The organism is Silvanigrella paludirubra (genome assembly GCF_009208775.1).
Taxonomy (GTDB): domain Bacteria; phylum Bdellovibrionota_B; class Oligoflexia; order Silvanigrellales; family Silvanigrellaceae; genus Silvanigrella; species Silvanigrella paludirubra.
This window is the reverse complement of record NZ_WFLM01000003.1, coordinates 460,105-481,378: the sequence shown is the minus strand read 5'-3', so window position 1 is coordinate 481,378 and position 21,274 is coordinate 460,105. Positions and strand designations below refer to the sequence as shown.

Annotated in this window: 17 protein-coding genes and 3 tRNA genes; 13 read left to right on the top strand and 7 right to left on the bottom strand. The window is 30.0% G+C overall.

All coding sequences use genetic code 11. The features are described from left to right. Positions 1 to 13 precede the first annotated feature (13 nt). The 5 genes from accD to GCL60_RS09665 all read left to right on the top strand — a co-directional run bounded on the left by accD (position 14) and on the right by GCL60_RS09665 (position 6,655). Complete coding sequence (gene accD, locus GCL60_RS09685; RefSeq protein ID WP_153420452.1) at positions 14 to 874, top strand: acetyl-CoA carboxylase, carboxyltransferase subunit beta; 861 nt, start codon at positions 14 to 16, stop codon at positions 872 to 874. A 19-nt stretch (positions 875 to 893) separates the two neighbouring features. Further along, positions 894 to 2,219, top strand: a complete 1,326-nt coding sequence (locus tag GCL60_RS09680; RefSeq protein ID WP_153420451.1) for a bifunctional folylpolyglutamate synthase/dihydrofolate synthase — start codon at positions 894 to 896, stop codon at positions 2,217 to 2,219. Continuing rightward, positions 2,216 to 5,383, top strand: a complete 3,168-nt coding sequence (locus GCL60_RS09675; RefSeq protein WP_153420450.1) for an LPS-assembly protein LptD — start codon at positions 2,216 to 2,218, stop codon at positions 5,381 to 5,383. The genes GCL60_RS09680 and GCL60_RS09675 overlap by 4 nt, the downstream gene beginning before the upstream one ends. Positions 5,384 to 5,443: 60 nt before the next feature. After that, positions 5,444 to 5,520 (top strand) — tRNA-Arg (locus GCL60_RS09670). A 118-nt stretch (positions 5,521 to 5,638) separates the two neighbouring features. Further along, on the top strand, positions 5,639 to 6,655 hold the full coding sequence (locus tag GCL60_RS09665; protein WP_153420449.1) for a M23 family metallopeptidase: 1,017 nt from the start codon (positions 5,639 to 5,641) through the stop codon (positions 6,653 to 6,655). 4 nt (positions 6,656 to 6,659) lie between these two features. On the opposite strand, the gene GCL60_RS09660 is transcribed toward GCL60_RS09665, so the two are convergent. Continuing rightward, positions 6,660 to 8,270 (bottom strand): hypothetical protein, encoded by a 1,611-nt coding sequence (locus GCL60_RS09660; protein WP_153420448.1) that lies wholly within the window; start codon positions 8,268 to 8,270, stop codon positions 6,660 to 6,662. A gap of 143 nt (positions 8,271 to 8,413) precedes the next feature. Here GCL60_RS09660 and GCL60_RS09655 point away from each other — a divergent pair, with 143 nt between their 5' ends. Together GCL60_RS09655 and GCL60_RS09650 are read left to right on the top strand one after the other, a co-directional pair. After that, on the top strand, positions 8,414 to 8,899 hold the full coding sequence (locus GCL60_RS09655; RefSeq protein WP_153420447.1) for a c-type cytochrome: 486 nt from the start codon (positions 8,414 to 8,416) through the stop codon (positions 8,897 to 8,899). Positions 8,900 to 9,136: 237 nt separating this feature from the next. Then, positions 9,137 to 9,778: a DUF374 domain-containing protein gene (locus tag GCL60_RS09650; RefSeq protein ID WP_153420446.1), complete on the top strand. Its 642-nt coding sequence runs from the start codon at positions 9,137 to 9,139 to the stop codon at positions 9,776 to 9,778. 29 nt (positions 9,779 to 9,807) lie between these two features. Here the strand turns inward: GCL60_RS09650 and def are convergent, their stop codons facing one another. After that, the gene (gene def / locus GCL60_RS09645) at positions 9,808 to 10,461 is read right to left on the bottom strand and encodes a peptide deformylase (protein WP_153420445.1); all 654 of its coding nucleotides are present in this window, start codon (positions 10,459 to 10,461) and stop codon (positions 9,808 to 9,810) included. A 282-nt stretch (positions 10,462 to 10,743) separates the two neighbouring features. On the opposite strand from def, the gene pnp reads away from it, so the two are divergent. After that, on the top strand, positions 10,744 to 12,867 hold the full coding sequence (gene pnp, locus GCL60_RS09640; protein ID WP_153420444.1) for a polyribonucleotide nucleotidyltransferase: 2,124 nt from the start codon (positions 10,744 to 10,746) through the stop codon (positions 12,865 to 12,867). 90 nt (positions 12,868 to 12,957) lie between these two features. Next, positions 12,958 to 13,269, top strand: a complete 312-nt coding sequence (locus GCL60_RS09635) for a hypothetical protein (protein ID WP_153420443.1) — start codon at positions 12,958 to 12,960, stop codon at positions 13,267 to 13,269. A gap of 17 nt (positions 13,270 to 13,286) precedes the next feature. On the opposite strand, the gene GCL60_RS09630 is transcribed toward GCL60_RS09635, so the two are convergent. Further along, positions 13,287 to 14,117 carry an alpha/beta fold hydrolase gene (locus GCL60_RS09630; RefSeq protein ID WP_161998156.1) on the bottom strand — a complete coding sequence of 277 codons (831 nt, stop codon included), beginning with the start codon at positions 14,115 to 14,117 and terminating at the stop codon, positions 13,287 to 13,289. Between the two features lie 10 nt (positions 14,118 to 14,127). Further along, positions 14,128 to 15,738, bottom strand: a complete 1,611-nt coding sequence (locus GCL60_RS09625; RefSeq protein ID WP_153420441.1) for a hypothetical protein — start codon at positions 15,736 to 15,738, stop codon at positions 14,128 to 14,130. 54 nt (positions 15,739 to 15,792) lie between these two features. Here GCL60_RS09625 and GCL60_RS09620 point away from each other — a divergent pair, with 54 nt between their 5' ends. From GCL60_RS09620 to GCL60_RS09605, 4 genes are all read left to right on the top strand, one after another. Beyond that, complete coding sequence (locus GCL60_RS09620) at positions 15,793 to 17,238, top strand: amidohydrolase family protein (RefSeq protein ID WP_153420440.1); 1,446 nt, start codon at positions 15,793 to 15,795, stop codon at positions 17,236 to 17,238. An 89-nt stretch (positions 17,239 to 17,327) separates the two neighbouring features. Continuing rightward, positions 17,328 to 17,398: transfer RNA gene (locus GCL60_RS09615), tRNA-Gln, on the top strand. Positions 17,399 to 17,463: 65 nt separating this feature from the next. After that, positions 17,464 to 17,640 carry a hypothetical protein gene (locus tag GCL60_RS09610; protein WP_153420439.1) on the top strand — a complete coding sequence of 59 codons (177 nt, stop codon included), beginning with the start codon at positions 17,464 to 17,466 and terminating at the stop codon, positions 17,638 to 17,640. Between the two features lie 146 nt (positions 17,641 to 17,786). Further along, on the top strand, positions 17,787 to 20,078 hold the full coding sequence (locus GCL60_RS09605) for an alkaline phosphatase family protein (protein ID WP_153420438.1): 2,292 nt from the start codon (positions 17,787 to 17,789) through the stop codon (positions 20,076 to 20,078). 18 nt (positions 20,079 to 20,096) lie between these two features. On the opposite strand, the gene GCL60_RS09600 is transcribed toward GCL60_RS09605, so the two are convergent. From GCL60_RS09600 to GCL60_RS09590, 3 genes are all read right to left on the bottom strand, one after another. Continuing rightward, positions 20,097 to 20,534 (bottom strand): GNAT family N-acetyltransferase, encoded by a 438-nt coding sequence (locus GCL60_RS09600; protein ID WP_153420437.1) that lies wholly within the window; start codon positions 20,532 to 20,534, stop codon positions 20,097 to 20,099. Between the two features lie 23 nt (positions 20,535 to 20,557). Continuing rightward, positions 20,558 to 21,064: a DUF2165 family protein gene (locus tag GCL60_RS09595; protein ID WP_153420436.1), complete on the bottom strand. Its 507-nt coding sequence runs from the start codon at positions 21,062 to 21,064 to the stop codon at positions 20,558 to 20,560. A 128-nt stretch (positions 21,065 to 21,192) separates the two neighbouring features. Further along, a tRNA-Gly gene (locus GCL60_RS09590) sits at positions 21,193 to 21,269 on the bottom strand. Between the last annotated feature and the right edge of the window lie 5 nt (positions 21,270 to 21,274).

The following is a 21,274-nucleotide window of genomic DNA, read 5'->3' as shown; positions in this document are numbered from 1 at the left end:
GAGGTTACTAAACATGGGATGGCTATCGCGCGAACCAGCAAAACTTCAAGATGTATCAGAGAAAAAATCTCTGCCAAGTGGTGTTTGGGAAAAATGTCCTTCATGCTCCGAAATTGTTTTAATATCTGATCTTGAAGAAAACCATCTTGTATGTCCAACTTGTAGCTACCACCATAGGCTACCAGGAGAACACCGCATTGAACTTCTTATAGATAATAATACATTTTTTGAATGGGATCATACTTTATGCAGTACGAATCCACTTGAGTTTGATGATGGACGCTCTTACCAAGACCGATTAATAAATATGGCAAAAAAGACAAAAAAATATGACGCTATTTTAACCGGCGCAGGATTAATGAATGACAGACCAATTGCAATTGGTGTGTTAGATTTTTTCTGGATGGGTGGCAGTATGGGTTCAGTTGTTGGAGAAAGAATTCATAGAATGTTCGCCAGAGCTAGAAAAAATAAAATGCCTGTAATTTTAGTAAGCAGTAGTGGTGGAGCACGTATGCATGAAGGACTTATTTCCTTAATGCAAATGGCAAAAACATCTGCAGCAATTGCTTTGCATAAAGAAGCTGGACTTCCTTTCATAAGTATTCTTTGTGATCCAACAACAGGGGGAGTTGCAGCAAGTTTTGCTATGTTAGGAGATGTCAATTATGCTGAACCTAAATCAACAATTGGATTTGCTGGTAGAAGAGTAATTGAAAATATTATTCGTCAAAAGTTACCAGATAATTTTCAAACAGCTGAATTTTGTTTTGAACACGGAGTAGTTGATAGAATTGTAAAGCGCCCTGAAATGAAAGAAACGCTTACAAGAACATTAAATATTTTATGTGGTCCAATTGCTAAAAAGAAATAATTAAAAAGTAATTTAAAATATGACATATAAATTACCTTCACAAAGTAATGTGAAAAAAAATTCAATTTTAGAACCTTACTTTGATAGAGTGAGAGGCAAAATTATTCCGGGAGCGCATAGGCTTCAAATACTTTTGCAAGACTGGATTGAAGAAGGAATCTTTCAAATTCCCTCTGTTTTAGTTACAGGAAGTAACGGCAAGGGTACAACATGTGCTTTTATCGAATCTATTTTAAGACATCATGATTTAAAAACAGGATTATATACCTCTCCTCACTTAATTCATCCAAATGAAAGAATCAGAATAAACGGAATTCCAATAAGCGAAAATAATCTGGAAAATAATTTAAATATTATTATAGATATCACAAAAGTTAGACTTCCTGATGCTAGTTTATTTGAAATTCTGACCGCAACAGCCTTACTCACTTTTTTAAAAGAAAAAATAGATTTTCTAATCTGTGAAGTTGGTTTAGGTGGTCTTTATGATAGCACTAATAGTATATCGCCATTAGTAAGTATTCTTACAAGTGTAAGCTTAGAACATACCGATTTTCTAGGAAAAACATTACAGAAAATTTCATCAGACAAATCTTTTGTCTCAAGAAGAAATAAACCTTTTATTATAAACCATATTTCTGAAGAAGCCTTAGAAGGTTTAATGGAAACTCTCCAAATTACGGGCGCAAATATCATACATACTAAAGATAAATTACCTCAAATATTTGAAAACCAAATAACTCAAACATTAAATTCAAAAAATAATTTTAATTTTGCAAAATTAAATATAATAAATTTAAGAACTGCTTTACATGCTGTAGAAAGTATTAAAAACGAATTAAATAAAAATTTTGAAGTTGACCCAAAAATTCTTGAAAAATCTATATTAAACACAGAATGGCCTGGTCGTTTTGATATTAGAAAAATAAACGAAAGAACCGTAATTTTTGATGCCTCACATAATCCAGAGGGCTTTCAATATTTTGTAAATGAATATTTTCAATCTCCCTTTTCAAAAGTAAAATGTGTTTTGATTTTTGCCAGTTTAAGTGACAAGGACTGGAAAAAAACTCTGTCATTAATACCTGAAATTGCAGATTCTGTTATATTTACCGAAATTTCATCTCAAAGATCAGAGATTTCAGAAAATATTTCAAACTATTTTAATATGTTTAAATCTAAATATGATAGTATATCTTGTTCATCAATTAAAAATTTAGATCATGCGCTAGAAAGCGCAATGAATCAAAAACAAGATTTACCAATTGTGATTACAGGATCAATAGCTTTTATTGGAGCTGCTATGGAACGTTTTGGAATTTCCTTTCATCGAGGAACTGAGTGAATATAAAAAAGAAATTTATAAAAAAAATATTCATTATTATAAATTTTACTTTTATTTTTCCATTTATATTTAATAATATTTCTTTCGCACAAAATATACAAAATTCAAATCAATTGCCCAATTGGTTATTTTATGATGCTGATGAAATTAAAATTAATAAAAATTCTGAAACTTTTAGTTTTGATGGAAATGCTATAATTTTAATTGGAAATGTTTATATATCTGCAAATAAAATAATAAGTCAGAAAAAAATTGGCCTCATTACCGCTGAAGGAAATGTTAATTTAATAAATAACAAACAAAAAGCTGTAGCTTCAAGAATCGTTTTTGATATAAATACAAAACAATTTAGAATGGATGATGCTCAAATTTTTTCTGACCCTAAAGTCACTGAGGAAAAAGTTTCTGAAATTACTTTAGGCTTAACAAAAGCTGAAATTGCTTTTGAAAAAGCAAAAGAAAAAAGAACAAAAGAAATTGAAAATGATTTAAAATCTATTAGAGAAGAATATGCAAAGCTTTTAAACCTAAAAAATATAAAAAAAAAGAACGACACAGTTTATTCTTCTCAATTATCAGAACTTAGAAGTAAATATAGTAGATTATTAGCAAGACTTACTCGAACACAGTTTCAACCAAATGCGATACTAGCAGCCTTACCAGAAAAAGACCGAGAAAAATTAATAGAAAGAAGACAAGCAGTTGAAAAATTCAATAAAGATAATCCCGAAATGGTGGATCAAGTTGTAAATTTTTCTGCTATCAAAGGGTACGTAAAAGTTGCTGCTTCACAAATTGTTCAAAAAGATAATAAAACATTAATCTTAAATAATGCCATAATAACTCCTTGTAACTGCAGTCCTTACAATGAACCTCCTATTTATGGTTTTAGTACTCAAGATGCTAATATTGAATTAGATAATTATATTACAATGAAAGATGTTACGTTTGATTTGTTTTCTATTCCTGTCTTTTATTCACCTTGGTTAAAGTTTCCAATTAAAAATAAAAGAGAAACTGGATTATTACCACCTAATTCTTATACAAGCACAAATGCAGGCACAGCAACAACTGTTCCTTTATTTATAGTAATGGGTCCACACGCTGACAGTTCAATATCTTATGAATATTTTAGTAGCAGCGGTTCACAAATTACAGGTGAGTTTCGTTTTCAAATAGAAGAAGATAGTCAATTAAGAACAGAAGCTAAATTTATAAAAGATAAAAATTACCAAAATAAATGGGACACAAATAACTCGAATGTAAATAATGCAATTGCTCAAAGTTCTGACCCAGCAACACAATCTATGTATGATAGCTTTAGAGGAAATAGACTACAAGATAGATGGTACTCAGGTAGTTCAATTAATATCCCAATTCTTGAAAAAGCCGCCTTAAAAACAAACGCGGAATTTGTAAGTGATAATACTTATCTTTCTGATTATTCTAGCAACAATCCAAATGTCAATCCAACAGCAGCCGTTTATGGTGATACATCTTCAGCATCTAGAAGGTTTTTAAATCAAGAATTATCAACCGAATACTATGGAGATAATATAACTATCTCTGCTCAAGGACAAACTACAAAAGATCTTTTTGCACCAGATGCATCAACTACTCCAAATAAAACTCCAAAAATAGAAATTGACATTCTTCCTGATCGTTACTTTAATTTACCTCTGATATTTAGCAGTAACTCAACATTTGAAAATATTACAAGAAAAAATCAACAAAATTTCATTCCTCTTGCACAAAATGTTTTTTCCCCTTTAGGTTCAAATCAAACAAGTAGTTATATACCTGGTGGCCAAAAAAATCCAAATGACCCATATGCTCAAGGTAACAGAGTATTTACCTCATCAACAGTATCTTTACCTATTCCAGCAAATGATTATGTAAATGCTAATATTTCTACGACAGCTGTAGGAACTCAATATTATTTTCCAGATTCATATCCTTACCAAGATGTTCAACCATACTTGGGATATTTAATATATAAAGCTCATTTAGATGTTCCTTTATATTCAAGTTTAAATTTAGTTAATGAAGATAACTCTACAAAAGGAAAAATAACTCAAAATCTTGTCCCATTTATAGACATAAACCATATACCTTCAGTAACAAGAAGTTCTAATTATCCTAATACATATCAACTTTGGTATGACCAAGATAAAACTGTGAGTTCTTCCATTATAAATTTTGGAGCAATGCTTTCTTGGACCATTGAAAAAGAAGAGTTTGTTGAATCAAAAGATCCCATTTCCAGGCTTCCTATTAATGAAGAGCCAGGTGTAGCGAATCTTAGTTTTTTTAACGAAATAATAACCGACAATAATTTAAATATTTCCTCTAATTCGAATGAAATTTATCAATTTTCATCAGACTCAAATGCTTCTAAAATATTTGATTTATGGGCAAAAAAGGAATTAGATAATTATTATGAAAAAATTTCATCAAATGAATTTAAACAAAATTATGTTTGGCCTTCTGGAAGTTATTATTCTAAAAATATTATTTGGAAAATGACTCCTTTATCTCTTTCTGTTTCTACAGGATATAATTTAATGGCTGACAAAACAGCAAATGAGACTAACGCCTTAGCTGGCCCAACCGTTTCTCCTGTTCCTGCACAAAAATATACCGATATCTCTGCGTCCGCTACAGTAAATTTAAATCCCATAATACCAATTAGAGGAGTTTTTTCTACAACTTATAATCAATACTACCATAGAATAAACACGACATCATTGTCAGTAAATGCTGAACTACCATATGGTTTAAATATTTCTTATACAAATAATCAACAATTTGTTATTGACCCAACTAATCAAAACCAAAATAGTTTTATAAAAAAGACGCAACAAACAGCGGGAGTAACTTATACACCTGTAGCGTGGCTGCAATTTGGTTATCAGTGGTCAGAAAATACAGACCCCACAGCCACAAATACAGACTTAAGTAATGGTAAAGCCTATGGATCTTCTCAAAATATAACTTTTTTAAACCTACAAAATTGTTTAGATCTTACGATTGCAAGAAATAAGCCTGCTGGTGTTCCAGAAAATTTAGCAACATATGCTTTGACACTTACTTTTAGGTTTTTTGGCTATACGCAAACCACTCCACAACTTGGCGATTATATTAACAGAAATCTTACGAATTGAATTTTCTCTGAAAAGCTTTACAAATCTTATTAACCTATGCTAACCAAATAACCGTGTGTTCTGGCCGTAGCTCAGCTGGATAGAGCATCGGATTTCTAATCCGATGGTCGCGTGTTCGAATCGCGCCGGCCAGGCCACACAAAAATACTTCCTACTATCATGTTAATATTGCTAGGCAATTCTTTCTACATTCTTACTTAAAAAAATCCGATAAAGCCTACGGTGGGTATATTAACCCAAGCTGGAGGTTGTTTAGTGCTATTTTCAAAAAAAGGCCCTAAAAAAATTAACTATAAGTACAAAGATAATTTAAAAAAGAAATTTTTCGACACACATACTATTTTATATATTTCGAAAAAAACAGGTAAAACACATATCTTCCATATTCCTGGAATATTACCACCATTTATATTATTAGTTTCTACTTCTATTTTAACAATAGCAATATTAATGACCGCAAACTATATAATAAATATGAAAACAACGCTTGAATTAGAAAATCTTAGAGATGAAAGTCTTGGACTCCAAAGCGAAGTTGAGGCATTAAATTCAAAAATAAGAAATATACAAGATACTGTTAATCAGGTTAATTATTATTCTGATAAAATAAAAAAAGTAACAACACGTTCTGACGACAGAAAATCAGGAACGAATTCTAAAAGTACATCACAAAATGAATCTATTATTCCTTCTGGGATTGGGCCATTAACAAAAGAAGAGTATGAAATTTCGAATAAAGTAACCGGATTAAAATACGAAAGTTTAGAGTTAAAGTCCTTATTTGACATAGCCCAGGAATCCGAATTCAGAACCTCTAAACAACTAGAGGATTTAAAACACTTTTTAGTAGAAGCACAAAAAAATGCTCTAAAACTTCAGAGCATTCCAGATATCGCTCCTGTGCGAGGAAGATTAACTTCAACTTTTGGTTGGCGTGTAAGCCCCTTTTCAGGTCAAGGACGAATTCATTTTGGATTAGACATTGCAGCACCAAAAGGCTCTCCAATTTACGCCACAGCGAATGGAATTGTTCTTAGAGTGAGCCAATCAGATGATTTTGGAAAATTTATAGAAATTATTCATGAGAAAAAAATGGTAACTAGATATGCACATACAAGTATTATTTACGCGAAAGAAGGGGCAAAAATTAAAAAAGGAGATATTATTGCCGCTGTAGGAAATACAGGACATAGTACGGGACCACATGTACATTATGAAATTGAAGTAAATGGAAAAAAACATGATCCCGAAAACTTTATCGTTTTATGGTAGAGTATTAAAACTCAGTAGATACTGAAGCTCTCATACCATAAACCCCATTTATTAAACTTTGATTATAAACTTGCCAAGCATTACCAACAAACCAATACCCTGCATCGAATCCAAACGTTACCCTATCTAGGGTTGTATAACGATAGGAAACATCTGCTTCAAAGCCTAAATTGCTATTTCCACCAACACATAAAACATTTGTTGGACTATTTGGATCAACAGATGGCGAATTATTTTTGCAAAGTGTATTTTGAGCATTATAATTTTGATTTAAATTATTTAAGACACCCCAAACAAACACAGGACCAATTGATCCAAAAATTGGATTTTCATATGTATAATCTAATCGAACAAAAGTTGTATTTGTTAATGATCCACCAGGCATTCCATTTACCGCAGGAAGAGTATTATTAAACATTAAAAATGAAGGTTGAATATTTGAATTCATATTAAGAGCTGTTATGTCATTCGTACTTCCAGATGTACCAGGGGAGTTAAATTGATTATTCCCTCCACTGACATAACCAGACCACATACCAATTACATGAGAAGATTTTCTTTCTTCTGTTCCAAGAATTTTCTGAGCTTTTTCAGTTGAAGCCAAAGAAGTACTATCATTTGCATTAATTTGATATTTTAGTTTTAATAATGCAGCTAAGGCAGATATTTTTTGACTAACACAAGTTATAGAACCAGGAGTTGTTCCATCTTGAACATAAGAACACGCAGAAGCTCCTCCTAAATTTTGGTAATTTGGACTTTGCGTTGATCCTGTAGGATATAATAATTCACCACCAATATAAAAACTTGAAAAATAAAATTTTGCATAAACATCTAAAATATTCAAAGTTGTATTAGATTTACCATGAGTAAACTTGGAAAATAATACTCCTAATTCTTGACTCACACCAGAACTTGCTACATCTGCTGGATCAGATTTTAATCGCGCCTCAAGTGTAAATGCGTTACCTTTAGAGTCATTAGAAGTTCCGCCAACTCCTTCAGAATATTTTTCATAATAAGCAGAAACATCAAATGCATTAAAATCACCTGTTAAGGAAATAGCATCAGATGTAGATGGTAACCCAGAATATGGTGTCCATTCCGAGTTTTTATATATGCCTAGCCCCCAATGTCTAGGCATTCTACCTGCACGCAACAAACCAATTGCGGTTTGATAAGAAAAATATGCTTGCGTTATATAAACATTATCTACTTGTTGCGAATAAGCAGAGCCATTTGTTGCATTAGCAAACGGCATGGGAGATCCAGTTCCAGTACTATCGCTTTTTGAAGTTGTTGAATTTTGGCCTAAATAAATACTTGGCCCAGGATAATTATTATACGCATAATCTATCCCTAAATATAAAGACAAATTATCCGTTGGTTTTGCTTCAAGAATAAGGCCAATTGGAACACGAAATGCTGAAAAATTAGAGCCTACTGGAGGAGAGCCAAAAGTTGCTTGTCCCACAACTCCAACATGCCCACTTGCCATCAAAGAAGTAGAAGCAGATGCTTGCATGTCATTCAACAACATTGATGAAGAAAGCAAACAAATACCTAACAAAATAGTTTTTTTTATTTGAAATTTATTATTATATGATAATCTCATTCATTTCTCCAAAAAACATTCCTAACAAATCATATGCAAGGCCGTCGGCTGCAAACCATAGCATGTTAAAATTGAATTTGCAGTTTTTTATAGTTAAAAGAGAAGTCCGAGTGCGGTAATAGAAATAGGATGGAAATTCAAAGATGACAAAAAACAAAAATGAGAATAAGGAAGCTAAAACGCTTCCTATTAAATTGATTACAACTTTAATAATAATTTTTTTTCTAATATTGGTTATAGGCTTTATGATCCTTCCTGCTTACTTTGACAAAACACCATTTGGAAAATTATTTCACAATGAGCCTGCTCCTTGGGCACTTTCAGAAGAAGATCAAAAAAAGTTTAAACTAACAGAATCCGAACTAAAAGGAAGACATCATTTTATCGAATACTGCGCTTCTTGTCATGGACCAGATGGAATGGGCAACGGCCCTTCTTCTATTACATTAAGAAAACGCATGCCAAATTTTAAAAATCCATCTGAAAAATATATTAATGGTCTAAGTCGTATGCAAATTTTAAAAACAATTGAAGAAGGAATTCCAAATTCAGAAATGCCGTCCTATCATTATTTACCATCTGAAGCCAAAGAACAAATAACAGATTTTTTATTATATTTACAAAAATAGATTTATTTTAAATAGAAAAACACGATTAAATAATTATTTATAACTAAATTATAATTTAAAAAAACAAGAACAAATAAAAATCCAAAAATAAATATTGTCGTTTACTTGTCAGATTAATCATGCAAAATAAGATATATTTGCCGATTGCTAAATTATTAAAAATTAATAATATATTAAATACTTAGGGTTTATTTATTTCAAACTTGGGAATTTCCCTTTTGAAGAAGTAATTTAATTATGGCTCTTCGAATAGATACAGTTCCATGGTTTCTAAAACCAGTTGTAGCTTTTTATGGATATGTTCTTGGACATTTTCAGTACTTTCATTATTGGTTTAATCACCGAACAATCCGAATTTCATGGATTGGACGTGAAAATATTTCTCCTGATAAAAACTATATTTTTGTATATTGGCATCGTTATTTCCCATGTTACTTTTCGGCTTTTTTTCATTTTAAACAACATGCTTGGATGGTGCATCCTTTACTCTACATGGTTCACATGTGGGTACTTGTTAGACTTTTGGGAGTTCAAAAGCTGATCCCAGGATCAACAGGTAATGATGGTTATAAGGCAGCTTGTGAGCTGATAGAGGCTCTTAAATCTGGCTATTCAACTATGATATGTCCTGATGGCCCTTCGGGTCCACCACAAGTTCTAAAAAAAGGTGTCCTACACATCGCCGCTAAAAGTCAGGTTCAAATAGTTCCACTTCATTTTACTCCAAAACCAAGTATTTGGATTCGAAGTTGGGACAAAAAGCTTTTCCCAATTCCTTTTGGACACCTTGAAGTGAAAATAGGTCAACCAATCGAAGTGACAACACAAAACCAAAAATTGATTGAGACAGCACTTACTTCAGCATTAAATGGAGAGTAAAATGAATTCTTCTTTTTTAGAAAAAGTAATCATAAAAAATCAAATTTAATTTTACTTGCTTCTGTTACTTTAATTTTTTTCATTCTTTTTCTTTCAGCAGGATCATTCTCAAAATCTTTGATATCTGCAATAATATCTGCCTCAGAAAAACTATTTTTATTCCATCTATCTACAAGCATAATACCATCTAAATGATCATTTTCATGTTGAAAACAAACGCTAGCATAAAGATGAGAAGATTTAACTGAAAATTTCTCACCAAATTCATTTTGAGCGTGAATTTCAATATTTAAAAATCTTTCTGTATTGAAAGATTCTGCATTAGGAAAAGATAAACAACCTTCCCAATTCACTTTAATTGGTTCGGATTTTTCGACAATTTGAGGGTTAATAAAAACCATAGGAAACTTAGGCTCTATTTCTTTATGATTTTTATCGAAAACCTTAAAGCAATCTTTAGTATATTCGAATTTATCGCTTTCAAAAACAGGCTTAAAATCTACAACAAATATTCTTTTAGAAACACCAATTTGAGGAGCAGCCAGACCGCCACCATCAAACTCATACATGGTATTTATAAAATTTTTTAAAAATTCACGAAGTTCATCTGTAAATTTTTCGACAGGCGTTCCTTTTTTACGTAAAAGAACATGAGGATAGTGCAATACTTTGAAAAGAGTCATCTAAAATAGCTCCAAATTTATATTTAAGTAAATATATTTAAAACCTGAAAACGCCGTGATTGTTAAATCACCAAATTAAGATAGATTCAACCAAATTTAAAGCAAATACTTTTTATTATAGCAAATATCTGATAGCATGAACCTTCGACAAACGGGACACAATTAAGCTGGCGCATGGTGCGTTGGGACTCTCGGATTGGCCGGGAGGATAAATATAAATAAAATAATCCTTCAAATTCCCGATTTTTTGTTGCGATTATTTAGATTTTTTAAGGTTCTTTCATGTTTAATATCACAGAAAAATCCATTCAAATTGGTGATAATCAAATCACTATTGAAACAGGACGAATTGCAAGACAAGCAGGCGGATCCGTCCTTGTTACCTGCGGAGGCACTCAAGTTCTCGTAACGGCTACGGCAGCAAAAGAAGCTCAGGTAACTGCGTCCTTCTTCCCACTTTCAGTAGACTATATTGAAAAATTTTATTCTGCAGGCCGTATTCCTGGTGGCTACATCAAAAGAGAAACACGCCCCTCTGACAGAGAAATTTTAATCAGCCGTTTAATAGACCGCCCAATTCGCCCACTTTTCCCTGAAACTTACTTAGTAGAAACACAGGTTATCGCTAAAGTTGTTTCCTTAGATCCTAAAATATCTCCTTCTCAACTCGCTATTTTAGGCGCTAGTTGCGCATTACATATTTCTGATATTCCTTTTGCTGGACCTGTTGCAGGAGTTCGCGTTGGATTTAAAGATGGAAAATATTTAATTAATCCACCAGAGTCCGAACTTCCATCAAGTGATCTTGATCTTGTTGTTGCTGGTACAAAAGATGCTATTTTAATGGTTGAAGCTGCAGCTAATTTTTTAACTGAAGCTCAAATTCTTGAAGCCATTGAAGTTGGTCACAAAGAAATTAAAAAACTATGCCATTTTCAAGATGAAATTCGTGAAAAATGCGGTAAAGAAAAACGTGAAGTTCCAGATGTTCCACAAAATGCGGAAATGAAATCTGTTCTTTCTAAAAAATATGCAAAAGCTTTAAAAGATGCTTATGCAATTGCATCTAAATCTGATAGAAAAAAAGCAATTGATGCAGTTAAAAAAGAAGCGAAAGCAGAGCTTGTTGAAGCTGGTAATACTGAATCTGAAAAAGCGTTTAGTTACCTTTTTGAAATGCAAGAATATAAAATATTACGCAATAGTATTATTAAAGATAATTATCGTGTTGATGGACGTTCTACAAAAGACGTTCGTAATATTGACTGCCAAACGAGTGTATTAAAAAGAACTCATGGTTCCGCATTATTCACACGCGGCGAAACACAATCATTAGGTGTTGTTACCTTAGGAACTCATGATGACGCTCAAAGAAGCGAATCTATTATGAACGTTCTCGAAGAAAAAACATTCATGTTACATTACAACATGCCTGGTTATTCTGTTGGAGAAGTAAAACGTCTTGGCTCTCCAGGAAGACGTGAAGTAGGTCATGGTAACCTTGCAGAACGCGCTTTAAAAGCTTCTCTTCCAACTAAAAATCGCTTTCCTTATTCTATCCGTATCGTATCTGAAATTACAGAAAGTAATGGCTCAAGCTCAATGGCTTCTGTTTGTTCTGGTACTTTATCTATGCTTGACGCTGGCGTTCCTTTAAAAGAGCCTATTGCCGGAATTGCAATGGGTCTTATTTTAGAAGGAAAAGAATACGCAATTTTATCCGATATTTTAGGTGACGAAGATCATCTTGGCGATATGGATTTTAAAGTTGCTGGCGGCAAAAACGGAATTACAGCTATGCAAATGGACATCAAAATTTCAGGAATTTCAATGGAAATTCTTGAAAAAGCACTTGCACAAGCTAAAGATGCTCGTATTTTAATATTAGATAAAATGCTACGCGCTATTTCACGTCCAAATGATTTAAGTCAACTTGCTCCACGAATTGAACAAATTAAAATCAAACCAGAAAGAGTTCGTGATCTTATTGGCCCTGGTGGAAAAAATATCAAGAAAATTGTTTCTGACACTGGCTGTAAGTTAGAAGTAAATGATGAAGGCATTGTAAGCATTGCATCTACTGATGGAAATTCAGCAGCAAAAGCTAAACGAATGGTAAATTATTTAACAACAGATCCTGAAATTGGTGAAATATACTTAGGTATAGTTAAGAAAACAGCTGATTTTGGCGCCTTTGTTGAAATAAAACCAGGAGTCGAAGGTCTAGTTCATATATCTCAGCTCGCTGCAACTCGTATTAATAAAACAGAAGAAGTTGTTAAAGAAGGTGACGAAGTCATGGTTAAAGTTATTGAACTTGACCGGACAGGACGCATTAAACTAAGTCGTAAAGATGCCATTGGTAAAACACCTTCTAACGAAGGAACTCGTCCTTGGGTATTATAATTATTAATTTTTAAGTAATAATTTCCTATCTCAAGATTTCATTCTAAATCCCGAAAAGTAAAGGAATTTACTATAGGGATTTTTTTCTTTATGAAATTGAAATCATTATTTTTCATTGTAATCTTATCCATAAATTTTATATTCATAAATAATATTTCTCAAGCAGACGGATTTACAGCAAATTGGGTTGATATTATGATACTCCATAATGGGAAATATCGCGTTATAATTAAATATACAAATTTAAAAATTGGTGAATACAGAGAAGCTTACGTAGACTTTGATTCTAAAAAAGAAGCCATTGAAGTGTTTCAAAAACTAGCGCTAGGAGCTGATTTTTATTGGGGTGATAGAAAAACAATTCATTTTCATGATAAGGTTGAAAAACCTAAACCTTATTAATAAATATAATAAAATTATTATTCAAATTTTTTAAAAAAATTATTTAATATACCTGAAATTAAAACAGGATCATCTGTAGTAATATCATGGCCTAAATTATCTAATATACACAATTCAGCAAAAGGCACTTTATCCCATAAAAAAATAGTATTATTCCAAGGTACTAATAAATCACCTTTTGAAACAATAAATAAATAATTATATTTTAATATTTTTTTATTCACTTTAATTCTATAAAAAGCGGCCGCTAACAATTGGCGAATTAAAGCAATTTTAGAGAATGATTCTTTTTTCCAAATGTCATCCCATATTTTAACAATTTGCTTTTTATTTACTTTAGAATCATTTGAGATTAAATATTTTGAAAAAAGTTTATGACTTGGTTTCCCTTTTATAAAAGATAAAAAAACAGAAAATAAAATTAAAAATAATGGTTTGTAGTTAATTCTTTTTAAATTAAAACCTGATGATGAAGAAGACATAATACACACAGATTTTAAATTCATATTCATCCATTCTTCATTAGATATAAGTCTCGATATTTCTAAAGAAACCATTCCACCTAAACTAATACCAGCTAGATGAAAATTTAAAATATTATTTTTTTTTAAAGTATATAATACGTCTAATGCGAACTTTGAAATATGAACCCTTCCAAATAAATCTTTACTTCCACCTGTTCCTAGTAAATCAATAAAAATAATATCGCAAAATTTTGATAATTCATGTTCAAAATCTAACCAAAAACTCATAGAACGCCCTAAACCTCTAAGCAAGACGACAGGATATTTTATTTTTGAAATATTTTGAGAATTTTTATATTTTAAATTTAATATTTTGTATTCCATATATTCTATTTTAAAAACTTTCAAATAATATTTTAGCTTTAAATGGCGTTGAAAATGTTTTACTAAACTTAAATAATTTTAATTTATCTTCCATGCATTTATTAATTTTTTCTTGTGATAAACCTTTACTTATAAATTTAAAATCTTTATTAGAAATATCTAAAAATCTTGATTTATTTTTAAAATTTTGAATCTGTATAAATCCATTTAAAATTAATAGAGGATCTGATACTTCTTGTTCAGATACACATGACGTAATCTCTGAAGTTGAATATTCTTTTAATTGATCTAAGAATTTTTTTAAATTTTCATTATTTTTTTTTGTACCAGTCAAAATTATTTTTAATTGAACATCACCTATAATTCGGTCTTTCTTCATTTGATCGCCAGAATAAGCGTTATATACTTTTTTAACTGAAAACAATTTTTTTATCGTATATATTTCGTAATTTCTTTTAAAATAAAAACTAATATCTCCTAAAACTGTCTTTTTAACATCTTTATTCTCTATGACATCTTCAAGATCGCTTTTTTTAATTTCAGTTGTACCAACAAAGTATAATCCCATAGGATCTTGTTTATTAGTTAAATTTAGTTCAATTATTTTTAAAAGTGTTCTTTCTTTAATATCTTGATATTTAAAAAAGTCTTCAGTCATTTTAAAATATTTTTTTAACTCTTTGTCTTTTTTTAATAAAGATGAAGTATTAAATTTTCTTTCTACTTTATTTTTTAAGTTTATTGTCATTGATTGCATTGTCCAATTGCCATTTGGAAGATAATATTTCTGAGGAAAAACATTATGAACTTTACATTTATCTTTGCTATTATTAATATTTTCATAAAATACATATTGCAAAGAATCGCCTCTATTAACCCATACAGTTTTAAGAATTCCTTTTATTTCACATGAAACATCAATAATCATACCAATATAATTTGAATTTGGATATTTAATTTTAGAGCCATCAACTTGTAGAGAAGGAAATTGAGAATTCGCATTTATAAATGTTATTTTATTATCAAATATTAATTTTTTAACAGATTTTATTTGATTGTAAATATCATTAACATAAATATAATCATCCTCAATTAAATCTACTTGTGATGAAACTTTATTTATAACTCCTTCTTTTATAATCAAATTACTTTCATAAAAAATTTCAGGTATTGGAGATATATGATTATTTCTAATAAGAAAATTAATATATTTAGATTTAGAATTACTATAAGGATTAATTGCAGAAATTTCTAAATTATTAATTACTTTACTTTTATTAGTATATTCGATATTTATACCTTTTAACTCATAATTTCCAGCTGGTATTTCAAATAATTTTTTTGAAAAAAATGATTTAGAAGAAATTTTTGAATTTATTGTGATATAATTATTTTTTTTACCGGTAGATTTAAGCTCTTGGTATTCGTTTTTATTGGATTCAGTTTCATGTAATATTAATTTAACAGATTTTATTAATATTTCTGAATTATCAGAATTCGATTTATCATAATTTAATGCCCATGCTAAAGGTATCCATATAAATCCATTTTCTTTACTAAAACAGTTTATATGAAATACAAAAATCAAAAATATTATTGCATAACGAATAGTTTTCTCCATAATGTCTCTAGTGGCGATAAAACTTGATTGTTTATATTATTTTTGGAGTCCAAGGTGAATTGCAATGAAATTATTTTTTCCAAAAAAATCCTCCTTAAAGAAGGGGCTTTATATAAAATTTTCCCTGCTTCAATAGAAATATCAGGAAATCATATTCACAAAGTCACAAAGCTCTCATTAGAATCTTATCAAGAATCTCTTTCAAAAGAAAAGCATTTAAAAAAAGTAACCATTCATGATTTTGGCGATCGACTTATTACCCCTTCGTTTATTAATTCACACACTCACATAGCCATGAATTTTTTTAGAAGTTTTTTTAATACAAATTCAAAACCAAATAATTTAATTGAAGATATTTTTTATAAAGCGGAATCTTTATTAACACCTTCAGATGTAAGAGCTTTTTCTAGAATAGGAGCGTTTGAAAATATTTTAAATGGAAATGGACTCATATGGGACCATTATTATTATGGAGAAGAAATTGCAAAAGCTTGTTTAGAAACGGGGATAGGAGCTGTAATAGCACCAACACTTCAAGACATATCTGGTCCTGGAGTCGCAATTTGTAGAAAAATGTTAGATGAAACATACAAAATTCATTCAAATCATTTGTATGAAAATTCAGGAATATATGCAGCATTTGGTCCACACGCAACAGATACTGTAAGTGAAAGTCTTTGGAAAGAAATTCTTGAAGGTTCAAAAGAATTAAATATTCCAATACATGCACATATTGCACAATCATACGAAGAAATAAATAGAATTTATAAAAAACATAAAACAACTCCTATACAATTTTTAAATTCACTAGGAATTTTAAAAAATCCATCGTCTAACTTATTTATTCATGGAATTTATTTAAATAAAAAAGATTTTAAATTACTTCAAAGTAAAAATAATGCTCTTGTTTTTTGCCCATTTTCACAAATGATATTTCAATTTCCTGCAAATATTATTGACTGGTATAAAAATAAATTAAAATGGTTTGTTGCAACAGATTGTGTAGCAAGCAATGATTCAATGAATCTTCAAAAAGAACTTAAAATGGTTTCTGGTTTCCCAAGTCTACAAAATACATTCAGTAATCACTTAAATTTAATAGAAAAATATACTCAAAAAAATAAAACGTTATTTTTAAAAGAAAAGAGTAATATAAAAAAAATTCAAATTAAATTTGCTGATAGCAGTTTTTTATTAAACAAAGTTTTTGAAGGACCAGGAACATTTCATAATCATTTTAAAGCGGGCATTATTCAACAAGGAGCACTCGCAAATTTAAATATTTGGGATTTAAATCACCCCTCCATGTGGCCTTCAGACAACATCCCTCGTAATTTATCAATGGGTGATACGACAGGTGCAATTTATAATATGATGATTTGTGGAAAATGGATTAGCAATAATGGAAATTTTATTCAAAGTATTTTGGAGTCAGATATTTATAAAATGTCTTTAAAAGAAGCAAACGATAGGTTAAGATATCTCCTTAAAAAAATATAACACTTATTATTCATTATCTTTTTTTAAATTAACAAAAAATCTCAGGCACTTGTATTTTTTTAATGATAAGTATACATTAAAAGTCCTTTTGGGGAATCGTCTAATGGCAGGACACCGGTTTCTGATTCCGTATGTTTAGGTTCGACTCCTAATTCCCCAGCAAAATTTATATTCTTAGGAATTTTTTTTAATATAAATTAATTCTTCACAATAATCGGAGAGATTATGAATAAAACCTCTCAAAAAATTAAAAATTCTTATAACAATAAAGAACCAAGCTTATATTTGCAAAACATTTTAGAAATAAACTACAAAAATAAATGTAGAAACTTAATAAAACAACTATTAAAAATGAATTCAATTAATAAAGAAAAACAGTTACAAAAAAACATCTTCAAATAAAAATATATTTTTACAAAATTATAATCTAATTTTATACAACATAACATTTTTTTATTTATATTTTTTTGATAAATAAATTAACAATAATAATTTGAATACTTTAAAAAAAAAAGCTATATATTTTATAAATATAGGAGGGATATACTTTGAAAAAGAAAATGGTGGCCACATCAATTATTTTAACTTCAACGTTAATTTTGTTTAATTCATGTCAAACAAATAAAAATACTTCAGACAATTACTCACAAATTATGAATTCAAAAAAGAATGATAAAAATTATGTTATTCTTTTTGTATGGGATGGATTACGCCCAGACGTTTTAACAGATTCAAAAGCAAAAAAATTAATTCCAAATTTACTTTATATTTCTGAAAATGGAGTTGAATTCAAAGACAACCATTCGGCTTATCCAACATTCACAATGAATAATGCTCAAGCTTTTGCAACTGGGGACTATGCGGGAAAAAGTGGTTTTTATGGAAATAATTTATATCAACCTTGGCGAGCAAACAAAGAATTTGGGATTGCTACAAATGCAAGTGGAAATAACATAACAAGCACATTTTTGTCGCCCATATTTACTGAAGATTATAAAATTTTAAAAGCACTTGATCAACCCAATAATGTTCAAGCAAGCCTCGATGAACCTCTTGTTCAAGTCTCTACCTTATTACAAGAAGCACAAAAATTAGGTATGACTACAGCTGTAATAGGAAAGTCAGGCCCTGCTTTTTTTCAAGACTTTAGGGCTGGTGGGTATATATTAGATGAAAATCATGTATGGCCATTATCTTTTGCAAAAGAACTTCAAGCTAAAAATGTAAAGTTACCTAAGTTAACAGAAAATGCTTACAATAAAGGTGAATTTGTTTTAGCTCTAGATAATGGAAATCCAACTGCAAGCGATCCTATTATTCGTTTAGCTGAAAGCAAAGAAATATCTGACCCATCGATCGCAACAAACTCGCCATTTAATAAAAAAAATGAATATATGGCTGATGTATTTTTAAATCATATCCTTCCAACTAAATTGCCTCAATTAAGTGTAGTTTGGTTAAGAAATCCTGACTCTACACAACACGCTTATGGTCCTGGCACTTTACCATATTATGATGCGTTAAGATCTAATGATCTTATTTTGGGTAGTATAAATAAAAAATTAAAAGAGATGGGAATTTACGAAAAAACAAATATTATAATTGTCTCTGACCATGCCCATAGTAATATTGTTGCAACAAAAAGAAATGACTCTGAAGGCTTTCCACAATTAATGTATCCAATGCATGATATTGCAAATGGAAAAATTTCAAATAAAACTTCTTCAGAAAAAATAGTTCATTCTATTAGTAATCAAAAAATGTTAGTAACAAATGGCTATTCAACATCTGGAACAATTAGAACAGCTGATTTAATTTCTAAAGCTCAATTAAAAACTCAAAGTGGAAATATTATTGCCGCATATGATGGAGGAGGATGTTCTTTTAATATGCCAATGAGTGGAATAAGAAATGAAGATGGATCTATTAATACAAATTCTCCTGGATATAATCTTGCAGATGGAAGCTGTATTGATGACTCCAAGAAAAATTCTGCTTACACATCTCCAAGCTACTTGGTTCCAAATGATTTAACTAATAAAAATGGTGTGGATAAAATTGTAGTCGCTGCAAATGGAGGTAGTGATTATATTTATATTCCAAATCATGATTTAAATATTATGAAATCTTTAGTTAATTTTTTCCAAAGAAGACAAGAATATTCAGTTATATTTGTCGATGAAAATCGTTATCCAATAGGAGAAAACTTTCCTCGTGGTGTACTCCCTCTTTCTTATGTTAAACTTGAAAATAAAGACGGCAGAAATCCCGATATGGTAATTAGCGTAACAAGTAATCCAAATGTTATTGTGAATGGACTTCCAGGAACAGAATTTGATTCAACAGATGGTGATACAGAAAGAGGAGATCACGGCACATTTGGAAGAACAGATGTTCATAATACCTTATTAGCTTTAGGCCCAGATTTTAATTCACAAATGAAGAATAATTTACCAACAGGAAATGTTGATGTTGCTCCAACTATTGCAAATATTTTAGGATTTAAATTACATAATACAGATGGTAGAGTATTATATGAAGCCATAAAAAATTCAGGGTATAGTCAAGATAGTTATAAAATAGAACCAATTACAGTAACATCTTCTTCTTCGTGTGAACTCGAAATTTATGAACCAACAACACATCCTATTAATTTTAATTTAAATTCAAAGAATAGATTTATTGATCCAGAATTAACTAGTTATTACTCTCAATTAAATAGCAAAATGTTAATTTCTAAAGAAGGAGTTAAGCATGTTTACTTTGATTTTGCAGAAGCGAAAAGACAAAAAGATTGTCCTAATGTTGGAATGACTTTATTTCATAGTAATAATAATTAACATGAAATAAAAAAAGGATTAATGACTCCAAATATATTTAGCATCTGGAACTTTTTCTTCGTTTCTATCTCCATTAGTTTTTTCTTCTAATATAAATCCATTTTTTTCATAAAATCGAATCGCACGTATATTTTCTTGAAATACCCAAAGTTCAAATTTATTTCCTGTTTTCAAACAGAAATCCAAAAGTTTTTGTCCAACAGAAAAATTTTGGTAGTCAGGTATAACATATAAGTGTTCAATCACCTCTTTATTTTTTGCCAAAAAACCTACTTTTTCATTTTTATATTCTGCAATATAAATTTCGTTTTGTTTCATTACAATATTTTTTATCCACCATAAGGTTTCCTCTTTTGTATATAAAACGGGTAAATAATACAGATCTTTACGTGCTAAAAAAAATATTTCCGTTAAAATTTCACAATCTTCAAATTGAGCTTTATTTATTTGAATCATAAAATAATTATTTCCAAATTTATTTATTCATTTTTTTCATCATCTTTTTTTATAATAAATAACAATGTTATTCCAACAATCAAAAACATAGGGCGAGCAACTGCAAGGCCATTCCAAGTTGGCGATTGCCACATTAAAAACCATTCACCACCAATAGTCATGAAAAATAATGACCACATAACTAAGCTTAAAATAAGACTTATAACAGCTAATTTTTTTGAGTTATGAAATTTTTTAGCACTTAATTTGTAGTTTTTAATCATACAAAAAGAGCCTATCCATGCTAAAATTGAAATCATTGCTTCAAAAAAAATTAACCCTATATAAAATAATGTATGTATATTAGGAGATGAGATTGAACGCCACATTAATTCATTATTTTTAAAAGTTGTATCCATTAATAGAACATGTTTTACAAAATTAAAATTAGAACTATAATCTAATACATTATTTAATGTAACAATAGAAATGTATATTGTAAATAAAAGCATAAGAACGATTTTACAAACTCTTTCTAAACTAGCCATCATGATCTATTTCTCCCATAAAATAAAAGATAGAAAATTTAATAAAAGTGTAACAAAATATGAAAATTTAATAATTCATTTATTTAGAAAAACAAAAACCGCAGCTTTGAAAACAAAACTGCGGTTTTAATTGGAGCGGGAAAAGGGACTCGAACCCTCGACCCTCGCCATGGCAAGGCGATGCTCTAGCCAACTGAGCTACTCCCGCACCTA

What these genes read in the sequence shown, in the direction of transcription:
- GCL60_RS09600 (WP_153420437.1), bottom strand. Translation starts at nt 20,534, where the DNA reads ATGATTCAAATAAATAAAGCTCAATTTGAAGATTGTGAAATTTTAACG.
- pnp (WP_153420444.1), top strand. Translation starts at nt 10,744, where the DNA reads ATGTTTAATATCACAGAAAAATCCATTCAAATTGGTGATAATCAAATC.
- GCL60_RS09660 (WP_153420448.1), bottom strand. Translation starts at nt 8,270, where the DNA reads ATGAGATTATCATATAATAATAAATTTCAAATAAAAAAAACTATTTTG.
- GCL60_RS09630 (WP_161998156.1), bottom strand. Translation starts at nt 14,117, where the DNA reads ATGGAATACAAAATATTAAATTTAAAATATAAAAATTCTCAAAATATT.
- GCL60_RS09650 (WP_153420446.1), top strand. Translation starts at nt 9,137, where the DNA reads ATGGCTCTTCGAATAGATACAGTTCCATGGTTTCTAAAACCAGTTGTA.
- GCL60_RS09625 (WP_153420441.1), bottom strand. Translation starts at nt 15,738, where the DNA reads ATGGAGAAAACTATTCGTTATGCAATAATATTTTTGATTTTTGTATTT.
- GCL60_RS09595 (WP_153420436.1), bottom strand. Translation starts at nt 21,064, where the DNA reads ATGATGGCTAGTTTAGAAAGAGTTTGTAAAATCGTTCTTATGCTTTTA.
- accD (WP_153420452.1), top strand. Translation starts at nt 14, where the DNA reads ATGGGATGGCTATCGCGCGAACCAGCAAAACTTCAAGATGTATCAGAG.
- GCL60_RS09635 (WP_153420443.1), top strand. Translation starts at nt 12,958, where the DNA reads ATGAAATTGAAATCATTATTTTTCATTGTAATCTTATCCATAAATTTT.
- GCL60_RS09610 (WP_153420439.1), top strand. Translation starts at nt 17,464, where the DNA reads ATGAATAAAACCTCTCAAAAAATTAAAAATTCTTATAACAATAAAGAA.
- GCL60_RS09655 (WP_153420447.1), top strand. Translation starts at nt 8,414, where the DNA reads ATGACAAAAAACAAAAATGAGAATAAGGAAGCTAAAACGCTTCCTATT.
- def (WP_153420445.1), bottom strand. Translation starts at nt 10,461, where the DNA reads ATGACTCTTTTCAAAGTATTGCACTATCCTCATGTTCTTTTACGTAAA.
- GCL60_RS09680 (WP_153420451.1), top strand. Translation starts at nt 894, where the DNA reads ATGACATATAAATTACCTTCACAAAGTAATGTGAAAAAAAATTCAATT.